Annotated in this window: 20 protein-coding genes and 1 tRNA gene; 13 read left to right on the top strand and 8 right to left on the bottom strand. The window is 73.6% G+C overall.

The features are described 5' to 3' along the window. Positions 1-24: 24 nt before the first annotated feature. The 3 genes from KMZ30_RS14345 to KMZ30_RS14335 are packed head-to-tail and all read left to right on the top strand — an operon-like array spanning position 25 to position 1,104. Positions 25-315, top strand: a complete 291-nt coding sequence (locus KMZ30_RS14345; RefSeq protein ID WP_215512981.1) for a type II toxin-antitoxin system VapB family antitoxin — start codon at positions 25-27, stop codon at positions 313-315. 7 nt (positions 316-322) lie between these two features. After that, the gene (locus tag KMZ30_RS14340; RefSeq protein ID WP_215512982.1) at positions 323-868 is read left to right on the top strand and encodes a LytR C-terminal domain-containing protein; all 546 of its coding nucleotides are present in this window, start codon (positions 323-325) and stop codon (positions 866-868) included. Between the two features lie 50 nt (positions 869-918). Beyond that, positions 919-1,104, top strand: a complete 186-nt coding sequence (locus tag KMZ30_RS14335) for a hypothetical protein (RefSeq protein ID WP_215512983.1) — start codon at positions 919-921, stop codon at positions 1,102-1,104. Between the two features lies 1 nt (position 1,105). Here the strand turns inward: KMZ30_RS14335 and KMZ30_RS14330 are convergent, their stop codons facing one another. From KMZ30_RS14330 to KMZ30_RS14315, 4 genes are all read right to left on the bottom strand, one after another. Further along, positions 1,106-1,729 (bottom strand): DedA family protein, encoded by a 624-nt coding sequence (locus KMZ30_RS14330; RefSeq protein WP_226902526.1) that lies wholly within the window; start codon positions 1,727-1,729, stop codon positions 1,106-1,108. A 408-nt stretch (positions 1,730-2,137) separates the two neighbouring features. Continuing rightward, a tRNA-Ser gene (locus tag KMZ30_RS14325) sits at positions 2,138-2,227 on the bottom strand. A 128-nt stretch (positions 2,228-2,355) separates the two neighbouring features. After that, positions 2,356-2,508 carry a GlsB/YeaQ/YmgE family stress response membrane protein gene (locus tag KMZ30_RS14320; RefSeq protein WP_215520051.1) on the bottom strand — a complete coding sequence of 51 codons (153 nt, stop codon included), beginning with the start codon at positions 2,506-2,508 and terminating at the stop codon, positions 2,356-2,358. A gap of 102 nt (positions 2,509-2,610) precedes the next feature. Next, positions 2,611-3,060 (bottom strand): nucleoside deaminase, encoded by a 450-nt coding sequence (locus tag KMZ30_RS14315; protein WP_215513132.1) that lies wholly within the window; start codon positions 3,058-3,060, stop codon positions 2,611-2,613. Positions 3,061-3,112: 52 nt separating this feature from the next. Here KMZ30_RS14315 and upp point away from each other — a divergent pair, with 52 nt between their 5' ends. The 5 genes from upp (at position 3,113) to KMZ30_RS14290 (ending at position 7,708) form a co-directional block, all read left to right on the top strand. Further along, positions 3,113-3,754 (top strand): uracil phosphoribosyltransferase, encoded by a 642-nt coding sequence (upp, locus tag KMZ30_RS14310; RefSeq protein WP_215512986.1) that lies wholly within the window; start codon positions 3,113-3,115, stop codon positions 3,752-3,754. A 131-nt stretch (positions 3,755-3,885) separates the two neighbouring features. Beyond that, positions 3,886-4,053 carry a hypothetical protein gene (locus KMZ30_RS14305; protein ID WP_169742028.1) on the top strand — a complete coding sequence of 56 codons (168 nt, stop codon included), beginning with the start codon at positions 3,886-3,888 and terminating at the stop codon, positions 4,051-4,053. Positions 4,054-4,056: 3 nt separating this feature from the next. After that, positions 4,057-5,055 (top strand): PH domain-containing protein, encoded by a 999-nt coding sequence (locus tag KMZ30_RS14300; RefSeq protein WP_215512987.1) that lies wholly within the window; start codon positions 4,057-4,059, stop codon positions 5,053-5,055. A 73-nt stretch (positions 5,056-5,128) separates the two neighbouring features. Further along, the gene (locus KMZ30_RS14295; RefSeq protein WP_215520050.1) at positions 5,129-6,616 is read left to right on the top strand and encodes an amino acid permease; all 1,488 of its coding nucleotides are present in this window, start codon (positions 5,129-5,131) and stop codon (positions 6,614-6,616) included. A gap of 156 nt (positions 6,617-6,772) precedes the next feature. Beyond that, a complete protein-coding gene (locus KMZ30_RS14290; protein WP_215512989.1) occupies positions 6,773-7,708 on the top strand; it encodes a putative endonuclease domain-containing protein in 936 nt (311 codons plus the stop codon). A 140-nt stretch (positions 7,709-7,848) separates the two neighbouring features. Here the strand turns inward: KMZ30_RS14290 and purF are convergent, their stop codons facing one another. Together purF and KMZ30_RS14280 are read right to left on the bottom strand one after the other, a co-directional pair. Further along, complete coding sequence (gene purF, locus KMZ30_RS14285) at positions 7,849-9,465, bottom strand: amidophosphoribosyltransferase (protein WP_215512990.1); 1,617 nt, start codon at positions 9,463-9,465, stop codon at positions 7,849-7,851. Positions 9,466-9,534: 69 nt separating this feature from the next. Next, on the bottom strand, positions 9,535-9,777 hold the full coding sequence (locus KMZ30_RS14280) for a hypothetical protein (RefSeq protein ID WP_215512991.1): 243 nt from the start codon (positions 9,775-9,777) through the stop codon (positions 9,535-9,537). Positions 9,778-9,970: 193 nt separating this feature from the next. Here KMZ30_RS14280 and KMZ30_RS14275 point away from each other — a divergent pair, with 193 nt between their 5' ends. From KMZ30_RS14275 to KMZ30_RS14260, 4 genes are all read left to right on the top strand, one after another. Beyond that, entirely contained in the window at positions 9,971-11,557 is a 1,587-nt protein-coding gene (locus KMZ30_RS14275; RefSeq protein WP_215512992.1) for a molybdopterin-dependent oxidoreductase, read from the top strand. Positions 11,558-11,824: 267 nt separating this feature from the next. Beyond that, positions 11,825-12,472 (top strand): fasciclin domain-containing protein, encoded by a 648-nt coding sequence (locus KMZ30_RS14270; protein ID WP_215512993.1) that lies wholly within the window; start codon positions 11,825-11,827, stop codon positions 12,470-12,472. Positions 12,473-12,494: 22 nt separating this feature from the next. After that, complete coding sequence (gene sigK, locus KMZ30_RS14265) at positions 12,495-13,097, top strand: ECF RNA polymerase sigma factor SigK (protein WP_226902528.1); 603 nt, start codon at positions 12,495-12,497, stop codon at positions 13,095-13,097. Then, positions 13,094-13,876 carry an anti-sigma factor gene (locus KMZ30_RS14260; RefSeq protein WP_215512995.1) on the top strand — a complete coding sequence of 261 codons (783 nt, stop codon included), beginning with the start codon at positions 13,094-13,096 and terminating at the stop codon, positions 13,874-13,876. The genes sigK and KMZ30_RS14260 overlap by 4 nt, the downstream gene beginning before the upstream one ends. A gap of 21 nt (positions 13,877-13,897) precedes the next feature. Here the strand turns inward: KMZ30_RS14260 and KMZ30_RS14255 are convergent, their stop codons facing one another. Together KMZ30_RS14255 and KMZ30_RS14250 are read right to left on the bottom strand one after the other, a co-directional pair. After that, on the bottom strand, positions 13,898-14,761 hold the full coding sequence (locus KMZ30_RS14255) for an LLM class flavin-dependent oxidoreductase (RefSeq protein WP_308279746.1): 864 nt from the start codon (positions 14,759-14,761) through the stop codon (positions 13,898-13,900). Then, positions 14,758-15,135, bottom strand: coding sequence for a sterol carrier family protein (locus KMZ30_RS14250; protein ID WP_215512996.1), 378 nt, complete (start codon positions 15,133-15,135; stop codon positions 14,758-14,760). The genes KMZ30_RS14255 and KMZ30_RS14250 overlap by 4 nt, the downstream gene beginning before the upstream one ends. 43 nt (positions 15,136-15,178) lie before the next feature. Here KMZ30_RS14250 and KMZ30_RS14245 point away from each other — a divergent pair, with 43 nt between their 5' ends. Further along, a complete protein-coding gene (locus KMZ30_RS14245; protein ID WP_215512997.1) occupies positions 15,179-15,985 on the top strand; it encodes a spermidine synthase in 807 nt (268 codons plus the stop codon). The last annotated feature ends 14 nt before the right edge of the window (positions 15,986-15,999 follow it).

Here is a 15,999-nt window from a genome sequence, read left to right as displayed (position 1 = left end):
GGCTCGGCCCATAGAGTGGTCGGCGTGATCTTCAAGGCCGTCGGCGACGCGCGCCCGTACCCGGACCACGGGTACTCGGGGCGGCAGTGGTCCAACGTGCCCCCGCGGCTCGTCCGGCTCGACGAGCTCGTGACGACCAAGCGCGAGCTCGACCTGCACGCGCTGCTCGCCGAGGACTCGACCTTCTACGGCGACCTCTTCGCCCACGTCGTCGAGTGGGAGGGCACCCTCTACCTCGAGGACGGCCTGCACCGAGCCCTGCGCGCCGCGCTGCAGCAGCGCCCGACCCTGCACGCCCGCGTGCTGACCCTCTGAGCGCGCCGTGAGCGAGTACGCGGACGAGGCGCCGGTCTCCGTCGAGGCCCGCCGTCGGCGCCGCCGAGCGGTCGTCGTCATCGGCGTCGTCCTGCTCGGCCTGTTCTTCGCGTTCTGGTACGCGCTCTCGTACTACCGCGCCGACGAGCAGGCACGGGCCAGCCGACCGGCCGCCCCCACCTGCCGGCCCTACGACCCCGACGCGCGCGTGCCCGGCCAGGTCACCGTCGACGTCTACAACGCGACGAACCGCTCGAACCTCGCCTCCCGCACCGCGCAACAGCTCGAGAAGCAGGGCTTCGTCGTCGGCAAGGTCGGCAACGACACCTCGGAGCGCAAGACGCCCGCCGTGGCCGAGGTGCGGTACGGCCCGGCCGGGCGGCCCGACGCGCGGCTCCTCCTCACCGTCCTGCCCAAGGGCACGAAGGCCGTCAACGACAAGCGCACCGACGGCAGCGTCGAGATCGCCCTGGGCACGAAGTTCACGAACCTCAAGCCCTACGTCGCCCCCACCGACCAGCTGCCGATGTGCCCGGAGCCGACCACCTCCTGACCCGGCGCGCCACCCGACACGTGTCACGCGGCAGCCCTACGCTCCCGGCCATGGACAAGGGGACGTACTTCGCGACGGTCCGCGCGGCGGGGACGGCGCTCGCGGTGATGCTGCTCTCGCTGGCGGTGGCCGAGGCTGCCGTCGACGGCGTGTGGGTGTTCGTGCTGGCGGCGCTGCTGACCCTCGCCGGGTCCTGGGCGGCCGCCACCCTCGTCAACCCGCAGGGCCGCCGCTGAGTCAGGCGCTAGCGGCGCTTTGGGTGCCGCGCCGCCGACGATGGAGTACGACCGCGACCACGACGACGAGCGCGACGACGACGAGCGAGCCGGTCCCGAGCCAGCTCTCGAGGCGCTGGTAGCTGCGCCCGGCGAGGTAGCCGCCGACGACGACCGTCGTCCCCCACGCGAGGCCGCCGAGCAGGTTCCAGACGAGGAAGGTCGGGTAGCGCAGGCCGGACGCGCCGGCGAGCGCGGGCACGACCGCACGCAGGAAGGCGGTCCAGCGGGCGAGGAAGACCGACACCGCGCCGCGCCGGACGAGGAAGTCCTGGGCCTGCTCCACGCGCGGCCGGGCCCGGCGCAGCATCCGGGCCTCGGTGAGGCGCGGTCCGAGCACCCGCCCCACCTCGTAGCCGATGCTGTCGCCGACGACCGCCGCGCCGATGACGACGACCGCGACCCACGGGAGCGAGGTGTGGCCGATCGCGGCCGTGACGCCACCGAGGATGGCGGCGGTCTCGCCGGGCACGACGAAGCCGACGAAGAGGGCGTCCTCGACGAGGACGACGAGCCCGACGACGAGGTAGACGACCCACGCCGGCTGCCCGAGGATCTGCTCGAGGAGGCTGGACACGAGCGCCATCATCCACCGTCCCGCCCGGACGCGGGCCGGGAGGACCCTGTGTCCCCGCTGTGCAGGTGGCCTCCCGGAGATCCTCACCCCACGGAAGGTTTCCCTTGCACGCGGCAAGGTTTCCCTTCCACCCGCACGGTTTCCCTTCCACTCGAAAGGTTTCCTTTCCACTCGAAAGGTTTCCCTTCCGCCCGCACGGTTCGGGTGCGGGGTCGGGGTGACTGCGTCGTGCCGGGGCGACCTCGCCGTGCCGTGGTGGCATGACGGCACGGCACGGCGAGGGGACCGCAGCCCGGCGAGAGCACCACGGCACCGCAGCATCACCCCGGCACGGCGAGACCGCCCCGGCTCAGCAGGACCACCCCGGCCGGGAGACGCGAGGACCCCCGGGCGCGGTGCGCCCGGGGGTCCCGGTGCTGGCGGTGGCGGTGGGATTTGAACCCACGGAGGGCGTAAACCCTCACACGCTTTCGAGGCGTGCTCCTTAGGCCGCTCGGACACGCCACCGCCGGAGAGGCTACCCGAGGCCCGGGACCCGCCGGAAATCGGGGCCGGGGACGCCACGACGCCGCCCCCGCGGAGGGTGGGGGCGGCGTCGTGGACGGGACGGCCGGGGGTCCGGCCGGGGCGCTGGGTCAGGCGCGCCGGGTGACGGCCTTGACGCCGAACAGGAGGATGCAGGCGCCGATGAGGGCCGTGATGAAGCTGACGATCACGCCGCTGCCGTCGGTGTCGAAGCCGAGGACGCCGAGCAGCCAGCCGCCGATGAGGGCGCCGATGATGCCCATGGGGTGGCCCTTTCGTTCACGGTGTCCGACCCCGGTCGGGGCCGTTCGCTGTCGAACCTAGCAGGAACCTTCGACAGAGTTTCGACAGGGTGCACGAACTGGTCAGGCGCCCGACGACGCCCCTCGGTGCCCCGCGAAGAAGTCGCGCACGACCGCTCCGCACTCCTCCTCGAGCACCCCGCCGACGACCTCGACCCGGTGCGTCACCCGCCGGTCCCGCGGCACGTCCCACACCGACCCGCACGCCCCGAGCTTGGGGTCCCACGCCCCGAGGACGACCTGCGCGACGCGGGCGAGGACGAGCGCCCCGGCGCACATCGGGCAGGGCTCCATCGTCACGACGAGCCGGCACCCCTCGAGCCGCCACGTGCCGAGCGCCCGCGCCGCGGCCCGCAGCGCGACGACCTCGGCGTGCCCGGTGGGGTCGCCCTCGGCCTCGCGGACGTTGAACCCCTCGCCGACGACGACGCCGGCGGGGTCGACGACGACCGCCCCGACGGGCACGTCACCGGCGGCCGCGGCGCGCCCGGCGAGGGCCAGCGCCCGGCGCATCCACGCCTCGGCGGCGGGGTCGGGTGGAGTCGGCACGCGCTAAGTTTCACCCATGCGCGTGATCAACCCGGACCACCGGCTCATCGCCCACAAGCTGACCTACCTCCGGGACAAGCGGACGGACTCGCCGACCTTCCGCCGCCTCGCCGAGGAGCTGATGACCCTCCTCGCCTACGAGGCGACGCGCGAGGTCCGGGTGGAGCCGTTCGAGATCGAGACGCCGGTCGCGCCGACGACGGGCATCAAGCTCTCCAACCCCAAGCCGCTCATCGTCCCGATCCTGCGTGCCGGGCTCGGGATGCTCGAGGGGATGGTCCGGCTGCTGCCGAGCGCCGAGGTCGGCTTCCTCGGGATGCAGCGCGACGAGGAGACCCTCGAGGCCGTCACGTACGCCAACCGGCTGCCCGACGACCTCTCCGGCCGCCAGGTCTACGTCCTCGACCCGATGCTCGCGACGGGCGGATCGATGGCCGACGCCATCCGCTACCTCGTCGAGCGCGGCGCCGACGACATCACCGCCGTCACCCTGCTCGCCGCCCCCGAGGGGATCGCGCACCTCGAGGCGTCGGTCGCCGACCTCAGCGCGCCGGTCACCCTCGTCACCGGCGCCATCGACGAGAAGCTCAACGAGGTCGGCTACATCGTGCCGGGCCTCGGCGACGCGGGCGACCGCCTCTACGGCGTCGCGCAGTAGCTCGCCCCCCGGCCGTGGTCGGGCGCGACACGCCCGGTCCCAGCCACCTCGTCCGTCACACCCGTCACATCTGGGACGATCAACGGCGAGGCGTGCCCCACGCCGCGCCCGCACGCAGGAGGATCCACGCCATGCCCCCGGTCAAGAAGATCGTGATGTGGCTCGTCGTCGTCTTCCTCCTGTACGCGATCCTCACCTCGCCCGACTCCGCCGCGAGCATCTTCGGCTCGGCCTGGGACGTCGTCTCCAACGGCGTGAGCAACATCGGGCGCTTCTTCGACAGCCTGCTGAACGGCTGACCCGTGCGCCGGGCCCACTCCGTCACGGACGGGACCCCGGACAGCGTCGAGGTCGACCTCGAGGCGATGCCCGGGCGGGTGGCCCGCAGCCTCGAGCGGCAGCTCGCCGAGGGTGAGCGCATCGTCATCCGCACGCGCCAGCACCCGGCGGTCCTCCTGCGGCAGGCGCTCTGGCCCGCGGCCGCGCTCGCCGTCTACGTCTGGTTCGACGCCGGGCTCCACGTCGCCGAGCCCCTGTTGCGGCTGACCGGCATCGTCCTGCTCGTCGGCCTGGCCCGGCTCGGCTGGGCCGAGCTGCAGCGGCGCTACCGCTGGATCGTCGTGACGAACAAGCGCATCCTCCGGCACGAGGGCGTCCTCGACGTCAGCGTGCCGATGATGCGCCTCACCAAGATCACGGACATGACCTACCGGCGACCGCTGGTCGGTGAGCTGCTCGGGTTCGGCACGATCATCATCGAGAGCGCCGGCCAGGAGCAGGGGCTGCGCGAGCTGACCTTCATCCCCGAGCCGGACCACGTCAATGCCGCCCTCAACTCCGAGATCTTCGGTGAGAAGCCGCGCGAACGCCGTTCCGGCACAGGCCGGTCGTGGCCGAAGCTGCCCCGGCGTCCGCGGCGCCGCGATGACGGACCCGACGGACCGGACGGCTCGGACGGGCCCGACGACGGTGGTGGCGGGCCGCCGCGTGGCCGCGGGCCGCGCGGCACCGGTCCGAAGGTCCCCGGCGGTGGGGTCTCGGTCACCGACCCCGGCTACCCGTCGATGCCCACGAGCACCCCGACGAGCGCCCCGGAGTCCTGGTACCGCAGCTCCAACCTCGCACCGCGCTCGCTCGGCGACACCGGCGAGATCCCGGTCGTGCGCAGCGGTACTCGCGCGGACGACGTGCCGTTCGACCAGGACGCCGCACCGGCACGCGACCCCCTCGACGTCCACGACGACCACGCGCGCGCCATCCCGCTCTACCCGCCGCGGGAGTGGGTCGACGAGCGGCCCTGACCGCAACCCCCGCAGCGGGTTCGGGGTCCGCTAGCGTCACGGCTGCCGAGAGCACCGACGACGGGAGCGTGTCATGGGCGTCATGCGGACCAAGACGATCGAGGAGTCGATCAAGGAGACCGAGGACCCGGAGTTCCAGCTCAAGAAGAAGCTGTCCGCCCTCGACCTCACGGTCTTCGGCATCGGCGTCATCATCGGCGCCGGCATCTTCACGCTCACCGGTCGCGCGGCGGCGAACTACGCGGGCCCGTCGATCGCGATCTCGTTCGTCCTCGCCGCGGTCTGCTGCGGGCTCGCCGCGCTCTGCTACGCCGAGTTCGCCTCCACCGTGCCGGTGTCCGGGTCTGCGTACACGTTCTCGTACGCGTCCCTCGGCGAGATCGTCGCGTGGATCATCGGGTGGGACCTCCTGCTCGAGCTGATGCTCGGCGCGAGCGTCGTCGCCCAGGGCTGGTCGCAGTACGCGACGCTCCTGCTCGACAAGTTCGGCGTGACCGTCCCCGAGGCGGTCGCGCCGGGGTCGCACTTCGACCTGCCGGCCTTCGTGCTCGTCGCGCTGCTCACCGCGCTCATCGCGATCGGCATCAAGGAGTCGCTGCGGGTCAATCTCGTGCTCGTCGCGGTCAAGCTCTTCATCGTCCTCTTCGTCATCTTCGCCGGCCTGGCGTTCGTCAACAGCGCGAACTACTCGCCGTTCATCCCGCCGGCGACCGCGGGCGAGCAGTCGAGCGGCCTGACGGCGCCGCTCATCCAGGTGCTGTTCGGCCTCGAGCCGACGACGTACGGGGTGCTCGGCATCGTCTCCGGCGCGGCCATCGTCTTCTTCGCGTACATCGGGTTCGACGTCGTGGCGACGACCGCCGAGGAGGCGAAGAACCCGCAGCGCGACCTGCCGATCGGCATCATCGCCTCGCTCGTCATCTGCACCGTCCTCTACGTCGCGACGACGCTCGTCATCACCGGGATGGTCAAGTACGACAAGATCAACCCGGATGCCGCGCTCGCCGCGGCGTTCGAGTCGGTCGGGAAGCCGGGGTACGCGACGCTCATCGCCGCCGGCGCCGTCGCGGGCCTCATGACCGTGGTCATGACGCTGATCATCGGCGCGACCCGCGTGACCTTCGCGATGTCCCGCGACCGGCTCCTGCCGCCCTCGATCGGCCGCACGAACCCGCGCACCGGCACCCCCGTGCGGCTGACGCTCGCCATCGGCACCGTCGTCGCGCTCGTCGCGTCGCTGACGCCCATCGGCAAGCTCGAGGAGATGGTCAACATCGGCACGCTGTCGGCGTTCGCGCTCGTCTCGCTCGCCGTGCCGGTGCTCCGCAAGCGCCGCCCCGACCTCCAGCGGGCCTTCAAGGTCCCCGGCAACCCCGTGCTGCCGGTTCTCGCGGCGATCATCAGCATCTACCTCATGCTCAACCTGTCGGTCGAGACGTGGCTGCGGTTCCTCATCTGGATGCTGCTCGGCTTCGGCATCTACTTCTTCTACGGGTACAAGCGCTCGCGGCTGCACGGCCGCACCGACGAGGACGCCCGCGAGGTCCCCGCCGACGCCTGACGCCTCCGCCCCCACCCGTTCGAGGTGAAACCCGACCCTCTCGCGGTCGGGTTTCACCTCGAACCGCTCGTCCACAGGGTCGGCTCCCCGTGCGGCTCGTCCACAGATGCCCCCGCAGGCCTTGTCCCGACCGTGACGCCGGTCCACCCTCGCCGGATGGACGCACCTCCCACGACCACCGCCCGGCGGCGGGCGGCGCGCGAGCTCGCGGGCGGCTACGGCGGTGTGCTGTCGCGCACCCTCCTGCGCTCCGTCGGGGTCGACCACCGGATGGTCCGCCGCGAGATCGGAGCCGAACGCTGGGCGACGCACGGCGTGCAGACCGTCGCGACGTCGACGGGGCCGCTCGACGACGTCGCCCGCCGGTGGAGGGCGGTCTGGGAGGTGGGTGAGCAGATCGCGGCCGTCGACGGCGTCACCGCACTGCAGCACGCCGGCCTGACCGGGTACGACGACGACCGGGTGCACGTCTCCGTCCGGCACACCGCCGAGGTCGAGGACGTGGAGGGCGTCGTCCTCCACAAGATCGCCCGGCGGGTGCCGGACGAGCTCCTGCCGTCGGGTCTGCCGAGGACCCACGTGGCCGTGGCCGCCGTGCGGGCGGCCCACTGGGCGGTCAGCGACCGGCAGGCGGCCCTGCTCCTCGTCCTGCCGGTGCAGCAGCGCCTCTGCGCCGGCGAGCAGCTCGTCGCGGCCGCCGACGAGGTCCGGATGCGCACCCGGCGGGCGCTGGTCCCCCGCCTCGCGCGCGACGTCGCCGGGGGCGCGCACTCCCTCGGGGAGCTCGACGTCGTCGCGGCGTGCCGTCGCCGCGGGCTCCCGGAACCGTCGCGTCAGGCCGTCCGGCAGCTGCCGGGCGGCCGGGCCTACCTCGACGTCGAGTGGGCCGAGGCCCGGCTCGTCGTCGAGGTCGACGGCGCGGGCCACCTGGCGGGCCTCCAGCCCGGTGACGACACGCTGCGGCAGAACGCCGTCGCCCTCGGCGACGACCTCGTGCTGCGCGTGGGGCTCATCGGCTGGCGCCTCGACCCCGACCCGTACCTCGACCAGATCTGCGCCGCGTACTGGTCACGGGTGCGGCGCGCCGCCTGAGGTACCCCATCTCCAACCGGAGTCGAGGTGAAAGACGACCTTCTCGCGGTCGGGTTTCACCTCCACCCGCGCACCTCTGCCGGAGTCGAGGTGACATGCGACCTTCTGGTGGTCGGGTTTCACCTCGAACGGCCGTGGAGTCAGGGGCGCAGGACCGCCTCGGAGGCACCACCGCCGGCCGAGGTCTGCACCCCGTCGACGTCGACCACCGGCACGTCGACGAGGGGCGCCTGCCGGTGCGGGTGCCGCTCCCCGAGCGGGCGCTGCGCGGGGGCGCCGTCGTCGCCGAGGGGCAGCTCGAGCTCGAGCACGCCCTTGCCGAGCCGGCCGTCCTCGGGCAGCGTCACGGGGTACTGCCCCGAGAAGCACGCCGTGCACAGGCGCTCGCGCGGCTGCTCGGTCGCGCCGATCATCCCGTCCTCCGAGATGTACCCGAGGCTGTCGGCGCCGATCGAGTTGCGCACCTCCTCGACCCCGAGCCCGGTCGCGATGAGCTCGGCGCGGGTCGCGAAGTCGATGCCGTAGAAGCACGGCCAGCGGACCGGCGGCGACGAGATGCGCACGTGCACCTCGGCGGCCCCGGCCTCGCGGAGCATCCGCACGAGTGCGCGCTGGGTGTTGCCGCGGACGATCGAGTCGTCGACGACGACGAGCCGCTTGCCGCGGATGACGTCGCGCAGCGGGTTGAGCTTGAGCCGGATGCCGAGCTGCCGGATGGTCTGCGACGGGGCGATGAAGGTGCGCCCGACGTAGGAGTTCTTGACCAGGCCCTGGCCGTAGGGGATGCCCGACTCCTGCGCGTAGCCGATGGCGGCCGGCGTGCCGGACTCCGGCGTCGGCATGACGAGGTCGGCCTCGACCGGGTGCTCGCGCGCCAGCTGACGGCCCATCTGCACCCGCGACTCGTGCACGCCGCGGCCGTTGATCGTCGTGTCCGGGCGGGCGAGGTAGACGTACTCGAAGACGCAGCCCTTGGGCTCGGCCTCCGCGAACCGCTGCGAGCGCAGGCCGTCCTCGTCGATGGCGACGAGCTCGCCGGGCTCGACCTCGCGGACGAACGAGGCGCCGACGATGTCGAGCGCGGCGGTCTCGGACGCCACGACCCAGCCGCGCTCGAGCCGGCCGATGACGAGTGGCCGGATGCCCTGCGGGTCGCGCGCCGCGTAGAGCGTGTGCTCGTCCATGAAGACGAGGCAGAAGGCGCCGCGCAGCATCGGCAGCACCTCGAGCGCCGCGGCCTCGACGGTGCGGTCGGGGTCGGCGGTCAGGAGCGCGGTGACGAGCGCGGTGTCGGTCGTGTTGCCGCGGGCGAGCTCGCCGCGCTGGCCGTCGACCCGGTGCCCGGCGACGACGTCGCGCAGCTCGGCCGAGTTGATGAGGTTGCCGTTGTGCGCGAGGGCGACGGTGCTGCCGGCGTGGCCGTCAAGGGTCGGCTGGGCGTTCTCCCAGGTCGAGCCGCCGGTCGTCGAGTAGCGGCAGTGCCCGACGGCGAGGTGCCCCCGCAGCGCGCCGAGCGAGCGCTCGTCGAACACCTGCGAGACCAGGCCCATGTCCTTGTAGACGAGCAGGCGGCTGCCGTCGGACGTCGCGATGCCCGCGGACTCCTGGCCGCGGTGCTGCAGCGCGTACAGCCCGTAGTAGGCGAGCTTGGCGACCTCCTCGCCCGGCGCCCAGACCCCGAACACGCCGCACGCGTCCTGGGGCCCCTTCTCACCGGGAAGGAGGTCGTGGCTGAGGCGTCCGTCTCCGCGTGGCACGTGCTCCATCCTCTCACGGGGCGAGGGCGGCGCCGCGGCCGTCCGGCGGCCGGACCACGGCCCTCCGGCTCAGGAGCGGCGCGAGAAGCGCTCGATGCCGAGCGCGAGCAGCGCGGCGGCGAGGGCGAAGAGGCACGCGCCGAGGATGCCGAGGTAGCCGACCGCGGTCGACGGGGAGTACTGCTTCTGGGCCAGCACGGTGTCGGTGTTCTCGAGCCAGCCGAAGTCCGCGACGGCGGCACCGAGGACGAAGCCGATGACCGCCCCGGTGAGGATGAACGGCAGGAAGCGCGGCCGGCGAGGACTCTTCACCCTCCTACGGTAGGTGACACCCCGTGCGCCCACCGCATCCGCCGTCGAGGGTTGGCCGACCCGTGACGCACCGCCGCAGCGGTCGCCCGCTCACGGCTCGGCGACCCCGTCCGGCGCGAGGATGGAGTCCCACCGCCCGCACCGCTCGCCCCTCCGGTGCCATCCGCCGGGCCCCTCGCTCCGAAGGACTGACATGACCACCACCTCACCCCAGACCGCAGCCACGCAGCGGCCGGCCCGCGGCTGGTACGCCCTGGGCACGCTGCTCGCGACGGCCGCCGGGGCGGGCGTCGGCCACCTCGTCGCCGGCTTCGTGGCCCCCGAGTCCTCCCCCGTCCTCGCCGTCGGGTCCACCGTCATCGACGCCACGCCGACCCCCGTCAAGGAGTGGGCGGTCTCGACGTTCGGCACCGCCGACAAGCCGATCCTCGTCGGGTCGGTCACGGTCGTCACGCTGCTGCTCGCAGCGCTGGCCGGCGTGCTCGCCCGGACCCGTCGCACGCTCGGCCTCGCCGTCATCGGGGTCCTCGCCGTCCTCGCGATCGCCGCGGCGGCGACCCGCCCCACGTCCTCGGCCGCCTCGCTGCTGCCCGGGTTCGTCACCGCGGTCGTCGGCGTGCTGGCCGCCGGATGGTTCCTCGGCGTCCTCGACCGCTGGGGCGCTGCCGCGGCCGACCCCGCCTCCGGTGCCGGCCCCGACCGCACCGCCCACGGTGACGGCACGAGCGGGCGTCGCACCGTCCTCGCCGCGGCCGCCGGCCTCGGCGCCGTCGCCGCGACCGGTGGCGGCATCGGCCAGTCCCTCGCCCGCAGCACGGCGTCGACCGGTGACGTCGTCCTCCCGACCCCGGCGACGACGCTGGAGCCCCTCCCCCAGGGCCTCGAGGAGATGGTCCGCGGGGTGTCCTCGTTTCGCACGCCGAACGACGCCTTCTACCGGATCGACACGGCCCTCGTCATCCCCCGGGTCGGCACCGACGGATGGAAGCTCACCGTCGACGGGATGGTCGACAACCCGTTCTCGCTGACCTTCGAGGAGCTGCTCAAGCTCCCGATGATCGAGAAGGACATCACCCTGACCTGCGTCTCGAACGAGGTCGGCGGCCCCTACGTCGGCTCCGCCCGCTGGCTGGGCGTCCCCGTCCGCGACCTGCTCGAACGGGCCGGCGTGCAGCAGGGCGTCGACCAGATCTTCAGCGAGTCGACCGAGGGGATGACCATCTCGACCCCGCTGCAGGCGCTGATGGACGACCGCGACGCCCTCGTCGCCGTCGGGATGAACGGCAAGCCGCTGCCCCCGGTGCACGGCTTCCCCGCGCGCCTCGTGACGCCCGGCCTCTACGGCTTCGTCGGTGCGACGAAGTGGCTGACCAAGCTCACCGCGACGACGTACGCGCAGAAGACGGCGTACTGGACCGGCAAGGACTGGGCGATCGACGCGCCGATCTACACGGAGAGCCGCATCGACACCCCCAAGCCCCTGTCGACCGCGAAGGCCGGAAAGGTCGTCGTCGGCGGTGTCGCTTGGGCGCAGCAGCGCGGCATCGAGAAGGTCGAGGTTCGGGTCGACGGTGGCGACTGGGCCGAGGCGAAGCTCGGCGCCGACGCCGGCATCGACTACTGGCGCCAGTGGTACTGGGAGTGGGACGCCCCCGCGGGACGCCACACCCTCGAGGTCCGCGCGACCGACGAGACCGGTGAGGTGCAGACCGAGAAGCGCCAGACGCCCTTCCCCAAGGGCGCGACCGGCTGGCACTCGGTGGTCGTCACCATCGAGTGACGGTCACCCCGACGCCCGACGATGCATCGGGTTGTCGGACAGCGTGATCCACGACACAGCGGCGGTCGGCTCCCCACGGAGCCGGCCGCTGCTGCGTTCTTCGGCGCCGGGAGCCGGGTTGAGGCACAACGGAAGCCGCGCGGGACGGGCCAGCCCGGCACTCCGGAAGATTCTCGAAAAAAGTTGCCGTCCAACCCATCCGGCCTCCGAGCAGCTCCGAACCAGATGTGTACGCAGGACAACGACACACCGCAAGGAGACACCCCCATGCGCAAGACCCGCCTCACCGTCGCCGCCCTGGCGCTCGCCCTCCCCCTGAGCCTCGCGGCCTGCGGCTCGGACGACAGCACCACGAGCGGCTCGGGCACGAGCTCCTCCGCCGCCGCGACCTCCGCCGCCCCCTCGGCCAGCCCCTCGGACACCGCCACCATGGCCGACGCCCCGTTCGGCTCCGCCTGCTCGGCCGTCCCGGCCGACGGCGCCGGCTCGTTCGACGGCATGGCCCAGGACCCGGTCGCCACCGCGGCGAGCAACAACCCGGTCCTGTCCACCCTCGTCACCGCGGTCGGAGAGGCCGGCCTCGGCGACACGCTGAACAGCGCGAAGGACATCACCGTCTTCGCCCCGACCAACGACGCCTTCGAGGCCCTGCCCAAGGACACCCTGGACGCGGCGATGAAGGACCCGAAGGGCCTGCTCACCACGGTCCTCACCAACCACGTCGTCGAGGGCCGCCTCTCCCCGGACCAGCTGGCGGGTGAGCACAAGACCCTCTCGGGCAAGTCGATCAACGTCATGGGCTCCGGCGAGGACTTCACCGTGACCCCGGGCGACGCGAAGATCGTCTGCGGCAACGTCCAGACGGCCAACGCCACGGTCTACATCATCGACAAGGTTCTCGTCCCCGAGAGCTGATCCATCAGCGATGATGAACGACATGACAGCCGCCTCCCCGGGACAGCCCACCACTGCACCCGGGGGGGCGGCTGCCACGGCGTCCGACCTCGCGGAGCTGCTCCGCCGTTCGGCGCGGGGCGACGAGGAGGCCTTCGCCGCCCTGTACGACGCGACCTCACGGCGCGTCTTCGGGCTGGTGCTGCGCATCGTGCGTGACCACGCGATGAGCGAGGAGGTCACCCAGGAGGTGTACCTCGACGTGTGGCGCACGAGCACCCGGTTCGACGCCGCGAAGGGCAGCGCCCTCTCGTGGCTGATGACCATCGCCCACCGCGCCGCGGTGGACAGGGTCCGCTCCAGCGAGGCCGCCCGCCGCCGCGACGACGCCCACTCCGTCGCGACCCGCGAGGTGGAGTTCGACCAGACCGCGGAGGCCGCCCAGACCTCCCTCGAGGGCCAGCGCGTGCGCCGGGCCCTCGCCACCCTCACCGAGGCCCAGCGCAGCGCCGTCGAGCTCGCCTACCTCGGGGGGTACACGCACACCGAGGTGGCGAAGCTGCTCGGTGTGCCCCTCGGAACAGCGAAGACCAGGATCCGGGACGGCCTCATCCGCCTCCGGGACACGTTGGGAGTACCGGCATGAGCCCCGATCTGCACCACCTGAGCGGTGCCTACGCGGTCGACGCCCTCGACGAGGACGAGCGCGCGGGCTTCGAGCAGCACCTCGCCGCCTGCGCGGCCTGCCGCGCCGAGGTCGGCGAGCTGACCGAGGCCGCCCACGCTCTCGGCACCCTCACCGAGGCCACGCCCTCCGCCGAGCTGCGCTCGGCCGTCCTCGCCGGCATCACCCGCGTCCGCCCGCTGCCCCCGGTCGTCACCGAGCTGCGCACCGACCCCGAGCCCGTCGTCGCCGCCCCCGGCGTGCCGACGGCCGGCGAGGCCGCGGCCACCGGCACCGGCGCCCGGGTCATCCCGCTCTTCCGGCGCACGAGCACCTGGCTCGTCGCGGCCGCTGCCGCGGCGGTCGTCGCGGTCGGTGGCGTCGCGTGGAGCCCGTGGTCCGGCGACCAGCCGGCGCTCACCGCGATCCAGCAGGTCGAGCGGGCCGGCGACGCCGCGACGGTGACCAGCCACAAGGGCGCGACGACCGCGACCCTCGCCTACAGCCGGCAGATGGACCAGTCGGCGATCACCGTCACCGGGATGCCCCCGGCGCCGGACGGCAAGGTCTACCAGCTCTGGTACGTCGGCTCGGACGAGGTCGCGCGCTCCGCGGGCTTCCTCACCCCCGCCGACGGCCGCGGCCAGGCCGTCCTCGACGGCCAGATCGACGGCGCCGCCGCGGTCGGCGTCACGGTCGAGCCGGCCGGCGGGTCGACCGCCCCGACGACGACGCCGATCCTCGTCATGGCCGTCGCCTGACGACGACCGACCCAGCGCGCGTCAGCGCCCGAGCGACCCCGCCACCTCCTCGAGGACGGCGGGGTCGCCCGCGTACGGACCCTGCGCGCGCGGCCAGTGGCTGACGACGTCGGTGAACCCCAGCTCCGCCGCGCGTCCGGTCATCTCGGCGTGCAGCCCGGCCGACTCGAGCGAGAACCGCGGCGAGGAGTCGAGCGAGAGGTAGCGGTCGAGCGGCCCGCGCCCGGCGGCCTGCACGGCGTCGTCGAAGCGCGCGACGAGCTCGCGGACGTGGTCGAACCACGCGTCGAGGGAGTCGCCCTTGCCGCCGTAGGTGACCCAGCCGTCGGCGTGCTGCGCGGCGAGCCGGACCGAGCGCGGGCCGTTGGCGGCGACGAGGAGCGGCACGCGGTGGCGCACCGGCCCGGGCAGCGTGCGGGCGTCCTGCGTCCGGTACCAGGTGCCGTCGTGGTCGACGTGGTCCTCGCGCAGGAGCCGGTCGAGCAGCGGCACGAACTCGTGGAAGCGGTCGACGCGCTCGCGCAGCGCGAGGTCGGCGCCGAGCAGCCGGGCGTCGAGGTCACCGCCGGTGCCGACGCCGCAGAGGAAGCGACCGCCGGTCAGGTCGTCGAGGGTGATGACGTCGCGCGCGTACGTGTACGGGTGGTTCTGGTTGGGGGACGAGACGAACGTGCCGAGGCCGATGCGCCCCGTCACGCCGGCCGCCGCCGCGAGGGTCGGCATCGCGCTGAACCACGGGCTGTCGGGCAGACCGCCCCACACGAGGTGGTCGTAGGTCCACGCGTGGTCGAAGCCCATCTCCTCGACGGCCGTCCACCGCGGCCCGGTGACGGCCCACGGTTCGTCGGTGAGCAGGACGACGCCCTGGCGCACCCCGGCGCTCACGCCCGGTCCTCCCGGCCCAGGGGCAGCAGCCCGGAGAGGTCGGCCCGGGTGCCACTGACCCGCAGCACGCCCTCGGCGAGGGCCTGCGACCACGGGATCTCGCCCTGGACGAGACGCAGCCAGGTCTCGGCGTCGGTCTCGACGACGTTGGGCGGGGTGCCGCGCGTGTGCCGCGGCCCCTCGACGCACTGGACGACCCCGTACGGGGGGACCCGCACCTCGACGCTGTTGCCGGGCGCGCGGGTGGCGAGCTCCTCGAGGGCGTACCGGACGGCGGTGCCGCGCGTGGCGCGGTCGGTGCCGTCGGGGTCGGCGTGCCACCGGCGCAGGGCCGCGCGGCCGAGCTCGGGGTCGGTGCGGCGTCGGGGAGGCATGCCCCCGACGCTACCGAAGCGCACCGACGCATAGCCTTCCCCCGTGGGCGAGGTGCGGGTCGAGGTCGAGGGCGGTGTCGCCGCCGTGCTCCTCGACGGCTTTCCGCAGTCGGCCGTCGACCTCGACGACCCCACCGTCCTGCACTTCGAGTACGTGCAGCACCTCGCGCTCGTCGTCGACGCGCTCGCCCCGGCCGGGACCCTGCGGGTGACGCACGTCGGCGGCGGCGGGCTGACCCTGCCGCGGTGGGTGCACGCCACGCGGCCCGGGTCGCCGCAGATCGTCCTCGAGCCCGACGTCGCGCTGACCGAGCAGGTGCGCCGCGACGTGCCGCTCCCCCGCAGCCACCGGATGCGGGTGCGCCCGGTCGGCGGCGAGCAGGGCGTCGCCGCGCTCGCCGACGGCAGCGCGGACGTCGTCGTCCTCGACGCGTTCGTCGACGGCCGGGTCCCCGCGGGCCTGACGACCGTCGAGTGGATGGCCGACGTCCGCCGCGTCCTCACCCCCGGCGGGCTGCTGCTCGCCAACGTCACCGACGAGCCCGGGATGCGCTACGCGGCGAGGGTCGCCGCCGGCGCCCAGGAGGTGTTCGGGCACACCGCGTTCGTCGGGCTCCACGAGGTCCTCAAGGGACGGCGCTTCGGCAACGTCGTGCTCGTCGCCTCCCCCGGCCCGCTCGACCTCTACACGCTGCGGCGCGCGGCCGCGTCCGCCGTCCTGCCCACGGGGGTGCTGCCGTGGGCCGACGTCGCCCGCCGCGTCCCGGGAGCGCGACCGCTGCGCTCCGGGGACGGCACCGCGGTGCCGTCCCCGGAGCCCCCGGACCCGGGTGGGTGGCGGGTGCGCTGACCCCCGGCCTCCCG

It is taken from the genome of Phycicoccus mangrovi, assembly GCF_018729305.1.
In the GTDB taxonomy this organism is placed as follows: domain Bacteria; phylum Actinomycetota; class Actinomycetes; order Actinomycetales; family Dermatophilaceae; genus Phycicoccus; species Phycicoccus jejuensis.
This window is presented reverse-complemented; position numbering and strand designations above follow the sequence as displayed.